Here is an 18,707-nt window from a genome sequence, read left to right on the forward strand (position 1 = left end):
ATTCCGGTCTACTTTGCGATTGTAGGACTGATTACAGATCTTAAATCTGAAAGCGTGAACTATCGCGAATCCGACGCTGCGGCGATGATCAGATCCAACGACAGGGAATGTGTGACAGGTTCCTTTGCATTCTTTGCTGTGCCCGTGACTGTCAGTTTGTAGGCGCCAGGTGGAGTGGAATTGTCAGTGAATAAAGTCAATACAGAGACAGAGTTGGGTGAGGCGAAAGGACTTCTGCCCGCTTTCAAATCTACCGAATCGGAGCTGAAACTGGCTTTGGCGCCGGAAGGTAAGCCGCTTACGCTCAGCGATATCATTCCTTGGTACCCGCCAATCGAATCGAGGGCCAGTGTGTAAGCTGTTCCTCCCCCGGCCTGCACGGTCGGTGTGTTTGGAGTCGAAGTGGTGAGAGCAAAGTCCGCCTGGGGAGGATGGACCACCAGCATCACTCGGGTGCTTCGCATGGGACTGCGGTGTTTACTCGCAGCCATGACCTGCAGAGGATAGGAGCCGGCAGGTGTCCAGTATTTCGTGGATATGGTGAGTTGAGAAGGAGGAGGCGTCCCTTGAGGCCTGACGGAAGCGGGACGAAAGCTGGCATTGGCACCCCAAGGTAAACCACCGATGCCAAATGACACCGATCCCTCATCACCCTTGATCAGCGCTAATGTTGTTGTGCAGCTGACAGCCTCTCCAGCAACGACGTCCAGGGATTCCGGTTTCGCCGATAACGAAAAATCAGATGCGTATACCGTTAAGCCTACCTGGGTGTCACGCTTGAGCGGGCCGTGCCTGGTTTGGGCAACCCCCGTGATCGTGAGCTCATAATCGCCGGGTGGAACTTTGTCCCCCACGACTACAGTTAGATATGAATCTCCCGAGTCTTCAAGAACCAGGGCACGATCTGGAACAACAGAGGCTTTAATCCCTTGAGGCAAACCGCTGACACTTAATGGCAGGATTGCCTGAAAACCGTTGATCGATTTGATGGTGACAGCACTGCTTGCCTCGCTTCCTCGAAGCACAGACAGCCGGCCTTCTGTCGTTGTGATTGAAAAATCAGGCGGTCCTGTGTAGATCGTCAATAGAGTGCCGGTAATATGGTCGATTCTCGTGTTCTTATCTTTGCCTTCGATGCTTAGATAGAACTTGTGCGGTTGTAGCCATTTTTCTCGAGACCAAATGTGAAGTGTAGATTTACCTGATCCCGTGATCTGGGGAGGTTCGAAGCTTCCGGTAATGCCTTCAGGCACAAAGCCTTCAGGCGCGATGGCCACCATGCTCAGTGCTACTGTACCCTTGTATCTGCCCATCGGTGTTACGGTGACGGAATAATCGGCTTTGCCACTGACCAGCAGCTTCTGCTCTCCTGAGACCTGCAATGAGAAGTCCGGCTTTTGAAGTCCACGTGCCACTGTCATAGTGCCGGTTTGTGTAGGGCAGTCGCGGCTCTCGCTCGCGGGCAGACTGATGCGGCGTTTGTGCAGAACCCCGAAAAACATTCCGTCAATGTAAACGCGATCTCCCGAGTTTATTTGTTGGTATTCGGCGGGAGTGAGTAAAGAGGTCATAGTATGCAGAAAGTCGTCGTCGCTCTCAGCACCGCCCAAGGAGACATTGCCCAAGGAGAAACTATGACAACCAATATGCAACACGTAGGGGCTGTTTCTTACTTCGAAAATTCCATTGCTCCGCAGCTTTATTTCGACGTAAGGTTTACCCTCAATAAGCACTTTCCGAATACCGAGGATTCGGTCTCCCCAATGGACCGCCATCTCTTCTTCCCACCGGTGTCTGAGCGCCGTGGCAGACTCCTTGTGTCTCTCAATCGGCGGTGCCGGCCGTTGGGCAATTCCTGTACGGCAAAGGCTGATACTCATGAGAAAAATCAAGCAGGTTGTCTTCATGGTCGTTCCTGTCGTGGCTGTGAATAGGCACACCAAGGCCAATTTGCTGTTACTTCATAGGAACGGCACGGTCGTGGAATCTTGCAACTGAGTTTTTCTGCTTTATGCCTCGATCAAAACGATATAAAGCTCTGCTTCGAGCGCCTGACTTCAAGCGGTTTGAGGCTCTTTTGCTGCCAACTCTGCCGCCATTTCTTTAATCCGCCGCAAATCCAGTTTGCCTGTGCCGAGATAAGGCAGGGCCTCAACGTGAAAAAATTGATTGGCGCGGGGCTTCCACAGTGCAGGCAGATCGCTGGCGGCAAATTTTTCCAGACAATCTTTCAATTGAGCGTCGGTCAACGTGTGCAGCACAATCAGGCGCTCGCCTTTCTTTTCGTCGGGTACGGCGGTGACGGCGAATTTTTGTTCGGTGGCGTCGGCCAGCTCGTGCAGGCGTTCTTCCACTTTGATGTGGGGAACCATCTCGCCGCCGATTTTACTGAAGCGGCTCAGGCGGTCGGCGATGGCAAGGAATCCGTCTTCGTCCAGGATGGCAATGTCGCCGGTGTTGTACCAGCCCTCGCGCAAGACTTCGGCGGTCTTCTCCGGGCGATTCAAATATCCCTGCATGACGTTGGGGCCCTTGACCAAGAGCAGGCCCTGTTGCCCAATGGGCTGGGGTTCGCCGGTTTCGGGATGGACAACGCGCACGCTGATGCCGGGCAGAGGATGGCCAATTTTGCCCCGCTTGGCGCCCACTTGGCGGAAGCCGGCTGCGCGGAAGTCGCGGGTATTGACGGCCACCACCGGAGAGCACTCGGTGCAGCCGTAGCCCTCGAGCGGGCGTATGCCGAATTGATCTTCAAAAGCCTGCACGATGCGCTCCGGCAGCTTCTCCGCTCCGGCCAACACAAACTGCACGCTGCCGAAATCTTCAGGCGCGCAACGGCGAATATAAGCCTGCAGAAAAGTCGGCGTGGCCACCATGAAGGTGATGGCATATTTTTGCGCCAGAGCGCCGATGACTCGCGCATCCAAGGGGTTGGGATGGAAGACAACTCCGGTTCCCAAAACCACCGGCAGGCAAACCGTGACCGTGAAGCCGAAAGAGTGAAAGAAGGGAAGTATGCCCAGGATGCGGTCGTGCTTATCCAAAGCAAAAACCTGGCCCATCTGCTGAATGTTAGAGGCGATGTTGTAGTGGCTGAGCATTACGCCCTTGGGATCGCCGGTCGAGCCGCTGGAAAAGATGACTGTCGCCAGGTCGTCGATCTGGGCAGTCTTGCCGCCGCTCAGATAGCGCAACAGCAAGGGGCGGGGTGCCAGCCAGGAGAGCGCGAGGGCAATAATCTTTTCACTGAAGCGCGGGTTAGCGGCGAGCTCTTCGAGCAAAATGACTTTCTCCGGTGGATGCACCGAAATTTTCTCCAGGAAGGCGCGGGCAGAGATCACCGTCTTCAGCTCGCATTGCTGGGCACAAGAGGCGACCACAGCATCAGAGGCGGTGTAGTTCAAATTGACCGGGACTTTCCCCGTGAGCAGCGCAGCGAAATTCACCAGAGTGCCGGGCACCGACGGCGGAAGCAGAATACCCACCATCTTCTGGTCTTGCCACACCCGGCGCAGCCGTCTCGCCAAAAAGATGGTCCGCGTGAGCGCCGAGCCGAAGGTAACCTTGGCCGTCTGGCCATCGGCCATGGCAAAACGTCCACGATGCTTTCTCGCCGTGCGCACAAAACTGTGGTGCAGCGGTTCAATCCGCTTCCGGCGGAGAGCATAAGCTTGCGTGTGCAGCTCTTGCACCGCGCGCCGCACTTCAAACGGAGGCGTATCGGGCGGCAGAGGCTTCCCGAAGCTCACAGTGACGTGGTAGGGGACCTCGCGGGGAATCTTCCATACAAAGCGTCCACGCTCGAAGCTGAAGATGCTTCCCCAGACTCCATCCAGATGCACGGGGATAATGGGCGCATCCACGTTCTTCATGATGCGCTCCATGCCGCGGCGGAAGGGAAGCATCTGCCCGATGCGGGTGATTTGGCCTTCGGCGAAGATGCAGACGATTTGTCCTTGCTGGATGGCTTCGCTCGCAGTGCGCAGCGACCGAATCATCTCCCGCGGGCGGAGCTGTGACGAAATCGGAATCGCATCGCCCAGTTTGGCCAGCGGCTTGATGAATGGCAGGTCGTAGATGTCCTTAAATATGATGAAGCGCACGAAGCGGTCGGTGGAGGCGACGAGCAAGAGTCCATCCATGAACGAGAGGTGGTTGCTGACAAAGAGTGCACCACCCTTGGAGGGAATATTCTCGAGCCCTTCAACCCGGATACGATAAATCGTGCGCGTGGCCATCCACAGCAGCAGCCGCACCAGAGCTTGCGGCAATAGCATCAGGGAATAAACTGTCGCTGCCAGCGTGAGCACTCCGCCAATCAGGAAAATCGTGGCAGGCGATAGATGAAGCAACTTCACGCCGGTGTGGGGAATGACGGCGCCGCTGGTAAGGGCGTAATAGCATCCTGACGCCAGGAACACGCCTACAAAAGAAAGTAAATTGGCGGCGGCCAGCACAGAGCCCTTGCGTTCTTCCTGCGGACGGTGCTGCATAACCGCACTCACCGGGACGATAAAGAATCCGCCGAAGAACCCCAGAGCTGAGAGCAGAACAACCACCTTGACAAAGGTGAGCGCCGGGACAAACAAAACCATGGAAAATACGGTCATCCCAATGGCGCCCAGCGGAACCAGGCCGTATTCGATTTTGTTCCCGGAAAGATATCCTGCCGTTATGCTGCCAACGCCCATGCCCAGTGCCAACGCCACCAGCAGATATCCGATGTGGCTCTCGTCGAGGTGCAGCACATCGGTTCCCAAAATGAAAATGTTGAGCTGAAGCAGTGTTCCCAGGAAAAAGAAATAGGCGTTGCTCATGATCGCCAGCCAGAGCAGGCGGTCCTGGCGGGCGTACTGCACCTCACGCCATAAATCGGCAACAAAATTGAAGCGGAACTTGCGCGCAGGATTGGCGGCCGGCACGCGCGTGATGCCGAAACTTGTTCCCAGGCCAACCAGGGCCAGTGTCACCAGCAGCGCACCCGACCAATACTGCCGGCCATGAAAGTACTGTGCCAAAATAGGACCGATCGCCGTGCCCAGGATGATGGCGAGAAAAGTCCCTAATTCAAGTACGCCGTTGCCCCAGGAGAGCCGTTCGCGAGGCAGCAGCTCGGGCATCAAACCATACTTGGAAGGGCCGAAGATGGCGCTGTGCACTCCCATCAAAAAAACCGCGGTCAGCAGCAACGCGGGAATAGAAAAAAATAACCCGCAAGTGGCCGCCAGCATGATGGCAATCTCGAAGACCTTGATGCTGATGGTGATGGTGCGCTTGCTGAAGCGGTCAGCGAAGAAGCCGCCATACATCGAGAACAGGATGAAGGGCACGGCGAAAATTGCGCCCACCGCCGGCACCATTCTGTCGCGCAGCTCTTGCGAGAGTCCCATGCTGAGCGCCAGCACGGTCACCAGCTTTTGCAGGGCATTGTCGCTGAAGGCGCCCTGGAACTGCGTGACAATCAGGCTCCAGAAGCCACGCTTCCAGTTTTCAGGCGCAACCGGGAAACTTGCGGAATGTGTTTGTTCCATAGATCGGAAGAGGGATTGGAGATGTTATAGCAAATTAAGCCTGTTGCTACTAGCTCATAGTTTAAGAACGGGGAAGTCAGGATTTCTTGCAAATTTGTTGGATGTAGCGGCTAAGCCGTCTAATTTCTTCTGTGCCTTCTGTTCCAACGTCCCTGCTCGCATTTGTCATCGTGAGCGCCATTTTTTGGCGCGAAGGATCTTGCGTTGGCAATACTACTTTTCAAGCACAGAAAAAACCAGACCGGTCTAAGCTCAAATTCCGTGGGCTTTTCTGACGAACCAAACGGCAATGGCCAACACGACGGCCACCGCCGAGAAGACAAGCCGCTGGGTATGAGCTTTCGATTCTGGGTCTTTCGTCAAACTGGGGCTGAGCAATGCACCAATCAGCAATCCTAATGAAAACCCACCAATGTGGCCGGAGTTGTCAATCACGGGAACTGCGGCGCCAATCGCCAGATTAATGACCGCAAAAAATATCAAGCTTCTAAGAGCTTCGTTCAAACGTTGCTTAGGGATCGGGAGCCTGCCAAGATACAGTGCCGTGATGAGTGCACCCGCCAGGCCGAAGATTGCCCCTGAAGCTCCGACGCTGGTGCGCATGGGATGCAGGTACACGCTTAGCAAACTGCCAGAGATGCCTGTCAATAAATAGATCAACAGGAAAGAGAGCCGCCCGAAGAAGTTTTCCGCCATCCTGCCCAAGTTCCAGAGGCACCACATGTTGGTGCCGATATGAAGCAATCCGCCATGAACAAATGTGGAGGTGAGCAGTCTCCAGGGCTGTGTCGTCAATGTCAGCGGGCCATAATCGGCACCCCAGCGCACAAGTTGGTCAACCGTGGGGTCGGTCAGAGAAACCCCAGAAAGCCCCATGGCTACGAACATCAATACATTGATGCTCAAAAGCGCAGTAGTGACAGGAAACTTTGCGGAAGGAGCGCGTGGAGCTTCCGCGGGGACACTTTGCCCCAGAATCTGCTGACGGCATTGCGGACAAAGTGGATGTGTCTCTCCGGCATCGCCGGAGAATAGAGGGCGGCCGCAGTTAGCGCAATTTGGCATAGGGTTGAGTCCTTGACCCGCAAGACTTAATACATTGATGCAAATGAGGCTTATGTAGATTGAGATTACGTCATCACAGCTTGTTCAATCCATCGAGGGCCGCAACTTTGTAAGCCTCCGCCAGAGTAGGATAATTGAAAACCGCGTCTCGGAAGTATTCAATCGTACCGCCGTAGCTAAGCACCGCTTGCCCGATGTGGATAATTTCCGCGGCCCGCTCCCCGATTGCGTGCACACCCAACAGCTTGAGTGTTTCCGGGTCGAACAGAAGCTTGAGCATGCCCTGGTCGTCGCCCAGCATTTGTCCTTTGGCCAGATCTTCGTAACGGGCAATGCCAGTCTCGTAAGGGACCTTGCCCTGCGTCAATTGTTCTTCGGTTGGGCCAACCATGGAAATTTCCGGAATGGTGTAAATCCCGTAAGGGAAGTTGTCCTTGGACCTATTGAAAGTTTTTCCGAACATGTGGCAACTGGCCAAACGTCCCTGCTCCATGGCAGTGCTGGCCAGGGAAGGAAATCCTATTACGTCTCCCGCCGCGTAAATATGGGGCACCGTCGTCTGGTAATGTTCATTGACCCCCAGCTTGCCTCGGTCATCAGCGCAGATGCCGGCTGCGCTAATGTTCAATTGATCGGTATTCGCCTGGCGTCCAATCGCATACAGCAGCGCTTCGCCATAAACCGTCTTGCCACTCTCCAATTTGGCAAAGACCCGGTCGCGCTCTTCCTGGATCCCAATCTGTACAACTTTTTCACCCAGGCGAAAAGTCGTTCCCAGCCGGCGCAACTGGAAGCAGAGGTTATCGAGGATTTCGCGGTCCACAAAATCCAGCAGCGTTGGCCGCTGGTCGAGCAATGTCACTTCGACTCCGAGCGCCGCCAGCATGGAGGCGTACTCCAACCCGACCACGCCCGCGCCCACCACAATGGCCTCGCGCGGAACCTGCTCCAGGCAGTGAAGCTGGTCGGAATCAATGATGCGTTTGCCGTCGAGGGGAATGTTGTCGCTATGCGCCGGGCGAGTGCCGCAGGCGATCACGACATTCTGCGCTTGCAATGCCAGCGGGCCTTCTTCGGTTTCGAGCTCGATGGTGTGTGGGCCAACAAATTTTGCGTTGCCTTCAAAGATGGTGATGTGATTACGCCGAAGCTGTGCCCGGATCACCTCGATTTCGCGCATGACCATGCTCTCAACGCGGACCGTGATGTCCTGGATTGAAATCTCTTCTTTCAGGGTGTAGCCGCGGCCATAGAAGGCGCGTTGGCGCAATCCACTCAAGTAAAGAATGGCCTCACGCATGGTCTTGCTGGGAATCGTGCCGGTGTTGACGCATACGCCTCCCAGCATCTTCTTGCGGTCAATAATGGCGACCTTTTTGCGAAACTTGGCGGCACAAATGGCCGCCTTCTGTCCGGCAGGACCGGAGCCAATGACCACGAGTTCGTATTCATGATTCGACATTGGACCGGGAGAGTGGAAAGTTGAATTGTACCGAAAATTCTCGGACAGCGAATACGCCTGCAGAAGACGCGGCGAAGAACGTAACGCAAATGGTACACATCCGAATTTTTTCTTTGGAATTTCATATTCCCATAACACGTCTGCGATAGGAATAAAGCTATGCGGGAAGCCTGTTTCGATACGGTCATCCTCTCCGATATTCACCTCGGCTCGGAAACCTGCCGCGCCAGCGACGTGCAGGCCATGCTGAAGAGCATTGCTTTTAACCGGCTGGTGCTGCTGGGCGATATCTTCAACGACCTGAACTTTAGCCGCTTGAAGAAAGAGCATTGGAACCTGCTTTCGTACATCCGCAAGCTTTCCAATCCCAAGCGCAATGTTGAGGTGGTATGGGTAGAAGGCAACCACGACCAGGGGTTAACGGACGTCATGTCCCACCTCGTCGGGGTCGAGGTCTATCAGGAGTACACCTGGGACTACCGCGGAAAGCGCTACCTCGCCGTCCATGGCCACCAGTTTGACCGCTTCATGATCAATAACCTGCTGCTGAGCGGAATTGGGGTTTTCATCTACACGCAAGCTCAACGTCTGCATTTTTTTGAGCAAAAGCTGGCCCGCTTTCTCGACCGCATGAGCACCTCATGGCTGCGCCTCTCCGACGTGGTATCTGCCGGGGCCCTGAATTTGGCGCGCCACCGGGGCGCCGACGTGGTTTTCTGCGGACACACCCACGAGGCCACTCAGCGTCAAGATGATGGCGTTCAGTATTACAACACCGGCTGTTGGACCAACTCCCAGGCAACGTATCTCACTGTGAGTGAAGAAGGCGTGCAGGTGCATGAATATCAACCTGGTGATAAGACTATAGATTCCAGCAACGATTCCGGCTCCAGCGAAACCCCGAAAACCACCACTCCGGTGTTTTCAGACTCATTGCTCGCCGCAGCTTACGCGAGCATGTGATTTTCGATTTACGAAGTACGATTTACGATTTCGCCCCTCAGAGTGATAGTTCAATCCCACCCCTTGCCATGCTTAGGAGCATTTTCACTGAAATCAAGAACAACAGGGATTTATCATCTAAGTTTCACGAAGATCAAAAACAGCTAGAAGCTAGAAGCTAAGAGCCAAGAAGCCAAGCTATGAAGGCAATCATAATTACCAAACCAGGCGGGCCAGAGGTGCTGGATATCCGGGAAGTTCCAACTCCGCAACCCTCCCCCCATAAAGTTCAAGTGCGCGTGTATGCAGCGGCGCTTAATCGTGCCGACTTGCTCCAACGTCAGGGATACTATCCGGCTCCTCCCGATGCGCCGCAGGATATCCCCGGCATGGAGTTTGCCGGCGAGGTTGCCGCTGTAGGAGGGCACGTACAGATGTGGCAGCCGGGGCAGCGCGTCTTCGGCATCGCAGGCGGCGGTTGTCAGGCGGAATACATTGTTGCCCATGAGCGCATGCTGGCCGAGATTCCCGCCAACCTGAGCTGGACTGAAGCCGCTGCCGTGCCCGAGGTCTTTATTACCGCGCATGACGCATTATGGAAACAGGCCGGCCTGGCGAGCGGAGAAAATGTGCTTATTCATGCGATAGGCAGCGGAGTTGGCCTCGCGGCCGTGCAATTGGTGAGAGCCAGGGGAGCGGTCCCTTACGGTACGTCTCGCACGCAGGAAAAGATCGGGCGTGCGCGGCCCTTCGGGCTTCAGGATGGAATGGCGTTGACTGATAACCTGCAGCCTCTGCAGGAACAATCACAGCAATGGACCGGTGGGCGTGGCTTCGATGTCGTGCTTGATCTGGTAGGAGGAAGTTACGTACCCGCCGGACTCGAGGCATTGGCAACAAAAGGCCGGCTGGTTCTTCTGGCCACGATGGGGGGAAGGAAGACTGAAATAGATTTTTCCGCGCTCTTGCGGAAGCGGTTGCGCCTGATCGGTTCGGTGCTGCGCGGGCGGACTTTGGAAGAGAAGGTTGCTGTAACCCAGGCATTCACGGCGGAAGTTGTTCCGCTGCTGGCCCAGGGCAGGCTGCGCGCCACTGTGGATAGCGAATTCGACTTTACGCCAAAAGACATCCAGGCGGCTCATCGCCGCCTGGAGTCTAATCAGAGTTTCGGGAAGGTAGTAATCAGGATTGCCAGGGAGTGAGGATGCAACTGCCTGTTACATCCTCATCCGGCATAAAAGTCAGGCTTACAGTGCAGCCATGGCGCCGGCCAAACTGCCCGGCTGCTGAAGCTGGCAAACCGCAGCCACCTGCTCGCGCAGATTTTCGTATCCGGCAACCAAGTCGCGCGGCTGTAGCTGCAGGTTCGGGAACGCGGCCCGCACATACAGGGTTCCCTCGGCTTGCAGGGCCAAAATTCTTAAACCGAGCGCGGCCGTTTTAAGCTGCATGCCTGCCTGAACCATCTCTGGTTCAGCAGCGGTGCTGGCCAGTTCACCCAGCCGCATCAGCACAGAGGTATTCCAGGCCACACGTTGCACGTATTCCACCGCCGCCAGCATGCGCCTGCGCTGGACTTTAGCAAAAGCCCTGCTGCGAAGCTGTCCGCGCAAAAAGCTTTCTTCTGCGGGATCGGTGAGGTTCTTGAACGCCTCAAGGTCTACCGGCTTGGTCAGCCGCTGGATATCTTCAGAGCTCGCAATGCGGACGTTATGTCCGCGCGCCGCTTTGTAGAGCAGGACGCTGCTCAAGCCAGAAAAAACGAGCAATAGAAATAGTAAGTTCATATCGTAATAACTCCCGAAACGCGGGCGGCGTATACAATGCCGCCATCACTATGGTGCACCATGGGGCCTGTAAAATAAAGGAAAATATAGGGTTAGCAGCTTGTGGATATTTCTGTTTCGGTACCGTTCCATTTTGGCACTAATCAGGGTAAGTATGCTGATTACAAGGGCTTGGGGCAGCAATTTGTCCTCTGTTACTGAAGTAACGTTACCGATGTAACAGATCCTGCAGCGCGTCGTTCCACGCGGCGAGTTCGGTTCTGGGCAAAGCACGCAAATCTGCCGGGCGCCACGACTTAAGGACATAAATAGTCCAGACCAAAGCCCCAAGATTGTAGGTCGCCGGTTTTAGCAGAGTAAAAGAAAAGTGCTGCATTTTGCCACCATAGGCTCGGATAGCCACGACTGCGAGGTCGGAGCAGACATAAAGAGCCAGTCCCAGGGCAATGCCAAAGAGGTAGTTCTTCCAACTCAACCCAAAAAAAGAAGCGAATATGAAGAGAGCTACTAACAGTCCGGCCTGTACGATTCGCATACTCCGTTCCAAATTGAGTACCGCGCGCACGAACCGAAAGGTATCTGAACCAGGTGAGTTAAAGGCCGCCCATAACGCGACTAACACCAGCACAGCCCCCATAAGCCAAAATAAAAATGCTCCAAGCTTCTGCAAAGCCGCATAGTCCTTAAGAAGGCTTGCATAGATCTCATAAATCACCGCAAGAGCCAAAACCCAACTGACTACTTCTCCGTACCAATAGCCGTAGAAAAATACAGCAGGATGATGCTTTTGTAGAGCGGAAAGCACGATTGTTGTTATTACATCAAAGGCCGCATAAGCGAAAAAATAAGGCAGCTTTCGGTACAATCCCCGAACCAGCATGACCACCACAACCACTATCTCAAGGGTCGTGCCAACCACCAGAAGAACTGTCCCAAGAATCTGTTGAATTGGCATAGGCTACCGATAAAGTTAAGATATTTAGTCGGTAGCCCACAAGAAAATTCTTTGGGGGGTCAATTTTTGGGGATCAATTTTAGTGTTAGATGATGCAGTTGTTTCCCTGTGGGTCGCAGGTCGGTCCGCAGGATCCACAGCCTTTGTCTATATTTGTGATTGGCGTTTTTGTTGTTAGCGCTGCTGCTGAAATTGGGCTTGCAATTCCGGTGGTTAAGGCTAAAGTAAGTGCGATGGTGAAGATAAGTTTTTTCATGATTGAATTTCTCCTTGTTGGTGCTACTTTCGCCCAAAAGCGGAAATTCCTAAAAAAAAACTGAAAAAGGTAACAATTACGGAATTCGTAAAATAGGTGACTTGTGCTAAGCCCTACAGAAGACTTTTTGAAGAATACCCTTTCGGTATTTCAGACCATTCTGGAACGGTTGCAGTATCTGCGGTCTTTACGGAGTAGTAAAGAGGGGAAGTACGAACATTGGGGTATGAACCGGACCCATGGCCCCGATGTGGTTCAAAAGATGATTGCCGAGGTGCACTCCTACAATTTTCTGGAGGCCCTGCGCACTTCCTTGCTGGTCTTATGGGAAGAGGTCCAGGAGTCGGCCCGCGAGCAAAACATGGATCCATTGCAGTACCTGGATCTGTTGGAAAAGGATGGATCGTTGCTCCCCAAGAACCTGCAAGGGGGGTCGGCTAAACACCTGGATTCAGTGTTTGCTGCTTTGCGAGAAATTGCTCGAGCTCAACAGTCCCCACGTCCCCCAGGCTCATAGCCACACCCACCACCTGCCCCAGTACTTCTGCCTCTTGTGGGTGCTTAAAAATGCGCACTGGCACCGGCGATAGAGGATGGGGTTGCAGAACGATCTGGCTTCCTACCAGCGAGCACCAGCAGCAAAGAAAGCCCTCTCGCGTTTCTACAAAGTAGATGGGACGCTCATATTCACTGCGCCAGCCGCCCTCCTGGATCTTGTTTTTGTTCTCGTCAATTTGCAGAAATGAACCCGGCAAAATCAGAGGATACAAAGTCAGATCATCAGTTCCCACGTATCCGTAGGTATAGCTGGTACGCGCGAATTTGGAGAGGAAATGCAAGGGCACGGTGCCCCACTTTTCGACCATCCGGCCCATATTGGTGGTCTTTCGCATGTCGAAGCCGGGGTCAAAGCGCAGGGGCATTTCAATCGTCCGCCCTTCATCCGATACCGAAAGAATATGACTCTTGGGCGGAGGCTGTGTCACTGAAATATCTTCCGCGAGATTGCCCAGCGGGATTCCGAAGACCGAGAGGATCTCATCCACACCCTTGCGGTAGAGCATCGCCAGGGAATAGACGCGATAAATGCTGGGCAGCATGCCTTTGGTTTCCATTTCAGAAAGGCGGCTGGCGGGGATGGAGTATTCCTGATTGTTATATTTCTCTGCAATCAGGGCACTCGCCGATTCAACATCTTTCAGCGTCAGACCTAGAGCTTCGCGTATTGCTCGCAATTGTTGACCCGGAACCATGGTGGCGCGTGAACTAACCTAAATCAATTTCGAGCCCGAATTACGGAAATCGTAACAAGCTTGGCTATGCTATGCCAGAAAAGAATGCATGGCCCAGGGATTTTTTATTCCGGGATTCGTAAATTTCTCATACCGCATGTTGAGAAATGCGGTTTTTGATGTATGCGCCTTCCAAGCGATATGTGGTCTCCCTGTAGATGAGCAAGACAAGGGCCAAAACAAAGCGGCCTGCTGTTCATTAGAACTGGCAGGCCGCCGGTAGACTGTTGGGATTGGCTGAAGACGCTGACCGCGCTCTAGCTCTGTCTTTATGTCCCTAACTACAGTGTTCTTACGTGCTTAAAGCGGGCGCGCCTTAAGCCTCAGCCACCTCACTGTATCTACTACTATTACTACAATCAGAACTTTTATCCATCGGATCCCCTCCTTTCCCAGTGTGAGACAAGTTTATTCCAAGGTCTGGAATCGAGTCAATAAGGTGGACGTGAAATTTTTAAGCAGAGAACCAACTCTGTAAAAGCTTTGAATCTGGCGGGTTTCCCTTTGTGCCCCTTCGTGTTTTTCCTCGGTGTCCTTTGTGGTTAAAGCATTAATGGTTAAGCATTTTGCTGCTACAATAATGACTTCCTCAATCGCGCTTTCAAAATATCAGGGAGACACGACCTAAGCATGGGTTTACAAATGCGTTTATTGATCAGGCGTAGTGCGGCTGTTTTGAACAAGGCAGCCGCGGGAGTAGTTTGCCTAGTCCTGCTGACCGGCTGCGGCGATACCTTCCGCCCGGTAGCCAACCCGATTCCACAGCCCGGCGGCAACCCAGTAGGGACAATCGAAAACTCCATTGTTCTCGCCACCAATGGCACCGGCGCAGGTACGACAACGAACATAAACGTGTCTGGAGACACAGTGGTAGCGGTCCTTCCAGTGGGCGTATATCCGGTACATGCCGCCATTATTGCCGCGGACTTATTTATCGCCAACCGTGATGGTGATAGTCTCAGCGTCTATCCTTCAAGTGCAGGTGCAGGGGCCTCGGTCACAACCGTTACACTGCCCGCAGGCGCCAAGCCACTGTTCGTTGCCAGTACCGACAATACCAATGTCTATGTGGCGCAATCGGGCACAAATTCTGTAGGAGTGGTTTCGCTGGCCACATTGGCGGAAGTAAATAGCATCACCGATGCTTCCATATCGACCCCGGCGGCCATCGCCCAATTGCCCAACGGCAGCAAGATTTATGTGGCTAATAAGGGCAGCGGTAAGGTTACGGTGATTGATTCGGCAACGTTTGTCATTAAAGGCGCAATTACAGTGGGAACCACACCCTCGGCGATCGTCGCCAGTCCTGACGGCAATTGTGTGTACGTAGCCAATCAAGGCAGTGGCACCGTCACGGTAATCAACAGCTTGAACGATGCAACTCCTGTGGCTGCGATTACCGTCGGCGCGGGGCCTAGCTTCCTGCGTTTTGATTCCAAACTGCAGCGTGTTTACGTAGCCAATACGGGCGGCAATTCGGTTTCAATCATCAATCACGCTGCCGATTGCAGCGCATCTACGGCAACTACGGTTATGGTTGGCACCGCTCCCACGTCGGTTGCCGCGCTCTCCGATGGGACGCGCGCTTACGTTGCCAATTCCGGTAGTGGCAACGTCTCTGTCATTCTCACCAGCAGTAATACCGTAAAAACCTTTGGTCTTTCCAATGCCATTGCTGTAGGAGCAAATCCAGTTTCAGTAGGCTCTTCCGCTGACGGTACTAAGGTTGTGGTCGCTAACAACTCAGGAAGCATTTCCGTAATTCAAACTAGCACCGATACTGTGATTCCGGGATTAAACCTGACGCCAACCACAGGCGCCATCCCCGTCGCCCCTAATCCCCGGTTCGTGTTGATGAACCCGTAGTAGTCGAGGTCAGCCCATCATCTTCAATGCGGATGCTTTGAAGCGTTGAACCAGAACAATAACCTGTCTAGCAGCATACAAATACCGAAGTACTCGAGGAACGCCAGGAACCCGATGTACACAAATCTCAAATGCTCTCCGTACTGAATAAGTAAAGCAACGCCAGCTAAGTGAAAAGCCAGGAGTATACTAAGCCACGCCCAAAAGCGGCGATTGTGCCATTGGTTCCGAAAGCTCTTTAGCACGTAGCCAAAAATACCAGCAGTTTGCAAAATCAGTAGAATCAAAAAAAATGGGATCTTTTTGTGATGGATAGCCGCCCATATTACGGTCACAACCCATGCTATTGCAAACACAATTTCCGCGAGTAAAATCGATAATCGCTTTAGAGTTTTCAAGTGGCGCCCTATTTACAATTTCCTGCACGGCTGACTGGAATTCATCATACACTCCACGCTCACAGCTATATCTAGCCCCGGGCCATCAGCGTTTTCTTGCTTTGTATCAGGGCAAGAGTTTACTCGTGCCGCCAGTCGTTCACAAATGGGCCGGGGGCAGAGCTCCGCCAAGTGGGTCCCGCTAGGACTACTGCCAAACGGGATCAGATCTTTCGATTGACGGCTTCCCACTGTTCTTTAAACGGCAGGCAATAGAGTCTGGTTAACCTCTCACTGATGGCTATCCAGCGGTTTTCCGACAGAGCTTCTCTCAGAGGCTTAATCTGCATGCGCAACAATTGTGCAACATCGCGCAAAAAGACATATGCAGGTCGTGAGCCGACCCCCTCCGGTGTGCTCATTGCCATGAGCACCATCGATAATTCTTGCCAGTCATCGGGGGCATGTTGCGGGGCAATACTGACGCCAAGATCCTCGCGCCCCTGAGCAATCCGAAACAGCATCTCTTTCGTGGCGATTGTGACGAAGGCATAGTCGAATGCTGGAGGGAATGGAATAGCCTCATTTGCGATGATTTTTCCGCCGCACTCTGTAAACAGAAATTGCAGATTCTCATTAACCTCTTGTATTAGTTGCTCGTGGCGCTTCCTTGCCAAGCGCCTGTTGTCCCATCCCAGAAGTGAACGAAGAGGTGATAATGTTTGTCGCTGTGTTTGGTTCGACAATGGAAATCGTATGAGTTGAAATCTATCCGAAGTGGTTCCCCTGCTTATCAGATAGTCCAGTTCGGTCCAATAACTGCCCCCGCGCAATGCCGCGAGTGGAGGTGTCAGCAAACAAAATAAGCTGTTCCTACGGATTGCTGTATCCAAGAATGTTTGGGTTGCCGTCCATGTTTCGGATGAGGCGGTAAGGAACTTCCAGAGCCGCTGTGGCGGGTCGAAGATATTGGCTCCCAATGACGCTGCAATTTCCGCGTAATTGGGAACCTGGTCGTAAGAACCAAGAATTACACTCGCCCCGGATTCGATGAAATTATGTGATTGATTGCTCAAGCTTCTACGTACCCTGTATGAGAAAAACGTTGATTGAGAAAACCTGATTGAGAAAAACCTTTGATTAAGAAAAACGAAAACGTGTGCGCTGCCACAGTCCAGCCCGCAAGGCCTGGGAAAGCATTAAAAAAAAGCCACTTCCACTCTGCAGAAGGCCAGCGCGCAGCGCCCGCGAAGCGCCAAAACCAATGTTTTTTCACAACTTTGGAGATAACATAATCTCAATGACCAAAGGTCGGGTAATTCGTTTCATCAAGAATTTTGCGAAGGACTTTTGAAGAAAATCAAGATTAACCCTACCAAGCTGGCAATGCTATTGAAGTCGAGAATTAACGGAACCCACCACCACTTTCCTGCCCCTCTGATGGGAACTAAGAGGATACCCAATACCCCACACAGCCCTCCAACAAGAGGTATGGTCGAAGATTTCTCTCTCTTGAAAATCCATCGAAGGATAATTCGTACATTTCCCACGATGATTAAGGCTGCAAACAGAAGCAACAAGGAGGAAATCACCCAGAGTATAGTTGTCCGCACTAAAATCTCCTACGGGACGAATATACGCTGTCCCAAGCCCCTTTAATGAACTCCCAACCTTCCAAGCGTGGCTCATCCTAACACTGCGGGGTGGCCCGTCCCTAGCTTCTTGCTAGGGCGGGGTTTTCCTGTACGTGCACCTCAGGCGCCAATCCCATTCGTTCTCTCTGCCCCGCCCGTCCACTCGGATTCGATTTCTACAACGCCCTGGGGGGTACTTGCTGCTAGTGTCTGGAGCCCTAAAAACAGCGCTGATCGCCGCGTATTTATTGGGGAAAAGCGTTTTTGGGTGGGAGACTTGCTGAGATAGTCCGCAGTCCTCAGGGAGGCTTTTGTTCTAAGCGCTCCGCTCCGCTGTGCGCTTGCCTTCGGCAGAGTGGAATTATTTATTTCCAAGAGCATAACGGCACGGATAAATCCGTGCCCTGACAAGCACGCGCTGGGCGCGCGTGCACGGGTTTCCGCAACGGCTTCTGGAGTCGCGCGTGGCAAACAAATTTTCAAAGACCTCAAGGGCATTACTCCAAGTAAGCCCCGCATCCTGGGATGCTTTTCAAACTCTTAGAAGCCCGGCTACCGCCTCGTGCCCCGGAAGCGCGGGGCCGGCCTGGCTGCTGTCTTGGGAACCTTGCCGGTCACGAAGCCGGGGTTGTTGTATTGCGGTCTTCTCCACCACGGCATTTCGGGCGTGGCCACGCTGATATAACGAGGCCCCAGGCCGGGAGGGTAGTGCACGGATTGATGTTCTTTCGGCGCAGGGGAGACGGGCTGCGCGGCAGGCGGGGCCGGGCTCGGGGCAGAGTGCCCGTTCGGTTGTGCTTCGTCCTGGTCGTTCGGTTGTGGTTTATTTTGGCTGTTCGGTTGTGGTTTATTTTGTTCATTCGGTTGCTGGGCTTTGGCGGGCGGCTGGGCTTCTGTCTGGGCTTTTACCTGGGCTTCTGTGTGGTCTTTTGTTTGATCTTTGGCGCCGGCAGCGGATGCGGGGCTGACGCTCTGATACCGGGCTTGTTCTGGTTTGTCTTCTTTTGTGTTTGGCGTTTTGTCTTGCTGGCCTAATGAGAGAGGCTCCGCTGCGGAGTGAGCTTTCTGGTTTGGGCTCTGGTAGAGCTCCCCGGTCAGGATGTCCGTAACATTAAACTGGACAGGAAAGGGCAGTTTTTTGCCCGAGGAGGTGCGCGGGGCAGCGGCCCGGGCGGCCTCGCGTTGGTTGCGCGCCTCGAACTCAAAGGTGCGGAGCACAGCGATGGCGCACTGGCGCATTTCGGCGGCGGCGCGGAGGTCAATGTTGCCCTGGCAGAACTGGCGGGCAACCTCATTTAAAAACTCGGCCACGCCGGAAGCTTCGCGCATTGGTTTGGCGAGAAGGCAGGCCAGCTCTGGAATGGCTTGGGGAGTAGCTTGGGCGTTGCGCCTGCGAAGGACTCCGCCGGCGCGGCGGGCAGCCGCGCTTTTCTTTTGGGAGGCGGGGTCGTGGAAGAAACAATATTGTTTGCCGGTCTGGGGATGGGCGTTGCACTCGGTCCCGTCGTTACGTTTGTGGCAGCAACGGGGTTGCTGGCTG

Annotated in this window: 14 protein-coding genes; 3 read left to right on the forward strand and 11 right to left on the reverse strand. The window is 53.8% G+C overall.

Going from position 1 to position 18,707, the window contains the following annotated elements:
* Nucleotides 1-59: 59 nt before the first annotated feature.
* The 4 genes from VK738_11565 to sthA form a co-directional block, all read right to left on the reverse strand.
* Nucleotides 60-1,907 (reverse strand): hypothetical protein, encoded by a 1,848-nt coding sequence (locus VK738_11565; protein ID HTD23285.1) that lies wholly within the window; start codon nucleotides 1,905-1,907, stop codon nucleotides 60-62.
* Between the two features lie 150 nt (nucleotides 1,908-2,057).
* Entirely contained in the window at nucleotides 2,058-5,531 is a 3,474-nt protein-coding gene (locus VK738_11570) for an acyl-[ACP]--phospholipid O-acyltransferase (GenBank protein ID HTD23286.1), read from the reverse strand.
* 252 nt (nucleotides 5,532-5,783) lie between these two features.
* Nucleotides 5,784-6,596: a rhomboid family intramembrane serine protease gene (locus VK738_11575; GenBank protein ID HTD23287.1), complete on the reverse strand. Its 813-nt coding sequence runs from the start codon at nucleotides 6,594-6,596 to the stop codon at nucleotides 5,784-5,786.
* Nucleotides 6,597-6,669: 73 nt separating this feature from the next.
* Nucleotides 6,670-8,058, reverse strand: a complete 1,389-nt coding sequence (sthA, locus tag VK738_11580; GenBank protein HTD23288.1) for a Si-specific NAD(P)(+) transhydrogenase — start codon at nucleotides 8,056-8,058, stop codon at nucleotides 6,670-6,672.
* A gap of 159 nt (nucleotides 8,059-8,217) precedes the next feature.
* Between sthA and VK738_11585 the strand changes: the two genes are divergently transcribed.
* Nucleotides 8,218-9,021 carry a UDP-2,3-diacylglucosamine diphosphatase gene (locus tag VK738_11585; protein HTD23289.1) on the forward strand — a complete coding sequence of 268 codons (804 nt, stop codon included), beginning with the start codon at nucleotides 8,218-8,220 and terminating at the stop codon, nucleotides 9,019-9,021.
* A gap of 179 nt (nucleotides 9,022-9,200) precedes the next feature.
* Nucleotides 9,201-10,202, forward strand: a complete 1,002-nt coding sequence (locus VK738_11590; GenBank protein ID HTD23290.1) for an NAD(P)H-quinone oxidoreductase — start codon at nucleotides 9,201-9,203, stop codon at nucleotides 10,200-10,202.
* A gap of 45 nt (nucleotides 10,203-10,247) precedes the next feature.
* On the opposite strand, the gene VK738_11595 is transcribed toward VK738_11590, so the two are convergent.
* The 4 genes from VK738_11595 to VK738_11610 form a co-directional block, all read right to left on the reverse strand.
* Nucleotides 10,248-10,787 (reverse strand): hypothetical protein, encoded by a 540-nt coding sequence (locus VK738_11595; GenBank protein HTD23291.1) that lies wholly within the window; start codon nucleotides 10,785-10,787, stop codon nucleotides 10,248-10,250.
* Nucleotides 10,788-10,995: 208 nt separating this feature from the next.
* Nucleotides 10,996-11,706, reverse strand: a complete 711-nt coding sequence (locus VK738_11600; GenBank protein HTD23292.1) for a hypothetical protein — start codon at nucleotides 11,704-11,706, stop codon at nucleotides 10,996-10,998.
* 121 nt (nucleotides 11,707-11,827) lie between these two features.
* Nucleotides 11,828-11,998 (reverse strand): hypothetical protein, encoded by a 171-nt coding sequence (locus VK738_11605; GenBank protein HTD23293.1) that lies wholly within the window; start codon nucleotides 11,996-11,998, stop codon nucleotides 11,828-11,830.
* Between the two features lie 437 nt (nucleotides 11,999-12,435).
* Nucleotides 12,436-13,233 carry a helix-turn-helix transcriptional regulator gene (locus tag VK738_11610; GenBank protein HTD23294.1) on the reverse strand — a complete coding sequence of 266 codons (798 nt, stop codon included), beginning with the start codon at nucleotides 13,231-13,233 and terminating at the stop codon, nucleotides 12,436-12,438.
* A 687-nt stretch (nucleotides 13,234-13,920) separates the two neighbouring features.
* Between VK738_11610 and VK738_11615 the strand changes: the two genes are divergently transcribed.
* A complete protein-coding gene (locus VK738_11615) occupies nucleotides 13,921-15,156 on the forward strand; it encodes a YncE family protein (protein ID HTD23295.1) in 1,236 nt (411 codons plus the stop codon).
* 189 nt (nucleotides 15,157-15,345) lie between these two features.
* On the opposite strand, the gene VK738_11620 is transcribed toward VK738_11615, so the two are convergent.
* From VK738_11620 to VK738_11630, 3 genes are all read right to left on the reverse strand, one after another.
* Entirely contained in the window at nucleotides 15,346-15,606 is a 261-nt protein-coding gene (locus VK738_11620; protein ID HTD23296.1) for a hypothetical protein, read from the reverse strand.
* 151 nt (nucleotides 15,607-15,757) lie between these two features.
* Nucleotides 15,758-16,609: a hypothetical protein gene (locus VK738_11625; GenBank protein HTD23297.1), complete on the reverse strand. Its 852-nt coding sequence runs from the start codon at nucleotides 16,607-16,609 to the stop codon at nucleotides 15,758-15,760.
* A 1,110-nt stretch (nucleotides 16,610-17,719) separates the two neighbouring features.
* A partial coding sequence (locus tag VK738_11630; protein HTD23298.1) for a hypothetical protein occupies nucleotides 17,720-18,707 on the reverse strand: 988 nt, incomplete at its 5' end.

Source organism: Terriglobales bacterium, assembly GCA_035487355.1.
Classification (GTDB): Bacteria; Acidobacteriota; Terriglobia; order Terriglobales; family Acidobacteriaceae; genus QIAW01.

Bases quoted from the DNA above. Each gene is read 5' to 3' on its own strand.
- VK738_11575 (HTD23287.1), bottom strand. From the start codon at position 6,596: ATGCCAAATTGCGCTAACTGCGGCCGCCCTCTATTCTCCGGCGATGCC.
- VK738_11585 (HTD23289.1), top strand. From the start codon at position 8,218: ATGCGGGAAGCCTGTTTCGATACGGTCATCCTCTCCGATATTCACCTC.
- VK738_11570 (HTD23286.1), bottom strand. From the start codon at position 5,531: ATGGAACAAACACATTCCGCAAGTTTCCCGGTTGCGCCTGAAAACTGG.
- sthA (HTD23288.1), bottom strand. From the start codon at position 8,058: ATGTCGAATCATGAATACGAACTCGTGGTCATTGGCTCCGGTCCTGCC.
- VK738_11590 (HTD23290.1), top strand. From the start codon at position 9,201: ATGAAGGCAATCATAATTACCAAACCAGGCGGGCCAGAGGTGCTGGAT.
- VK738_11595 (HTD23291.1), bottom strand. From the start codon at position 10,787: ATGAACTTACTATTTCTATTGCTCGTTTTTTCTGGCTTGAGCAGCGTC.
- VK738_11565 (HTD23285.1), bottom strand. From the start codon at position 1,907: ATGAAGACAACCTGCTTGATTTTTCTCATGAGTATCAGCCTTTGCCGT.
- VK738_11605 (HTD23293.1), bottom strand. From the start codon at position 11,998: ATGAAAAAACTTATCTTCACCATCGCACTTACTTTAGCCTTAACCACC.
- VK738_11615 (HTD23295.1), top strand. From the start codon at position 13,921: ATGGGTTTACAAATGCGTTTATTGATCAGGCGTAGTGCGGCTGTTTTG.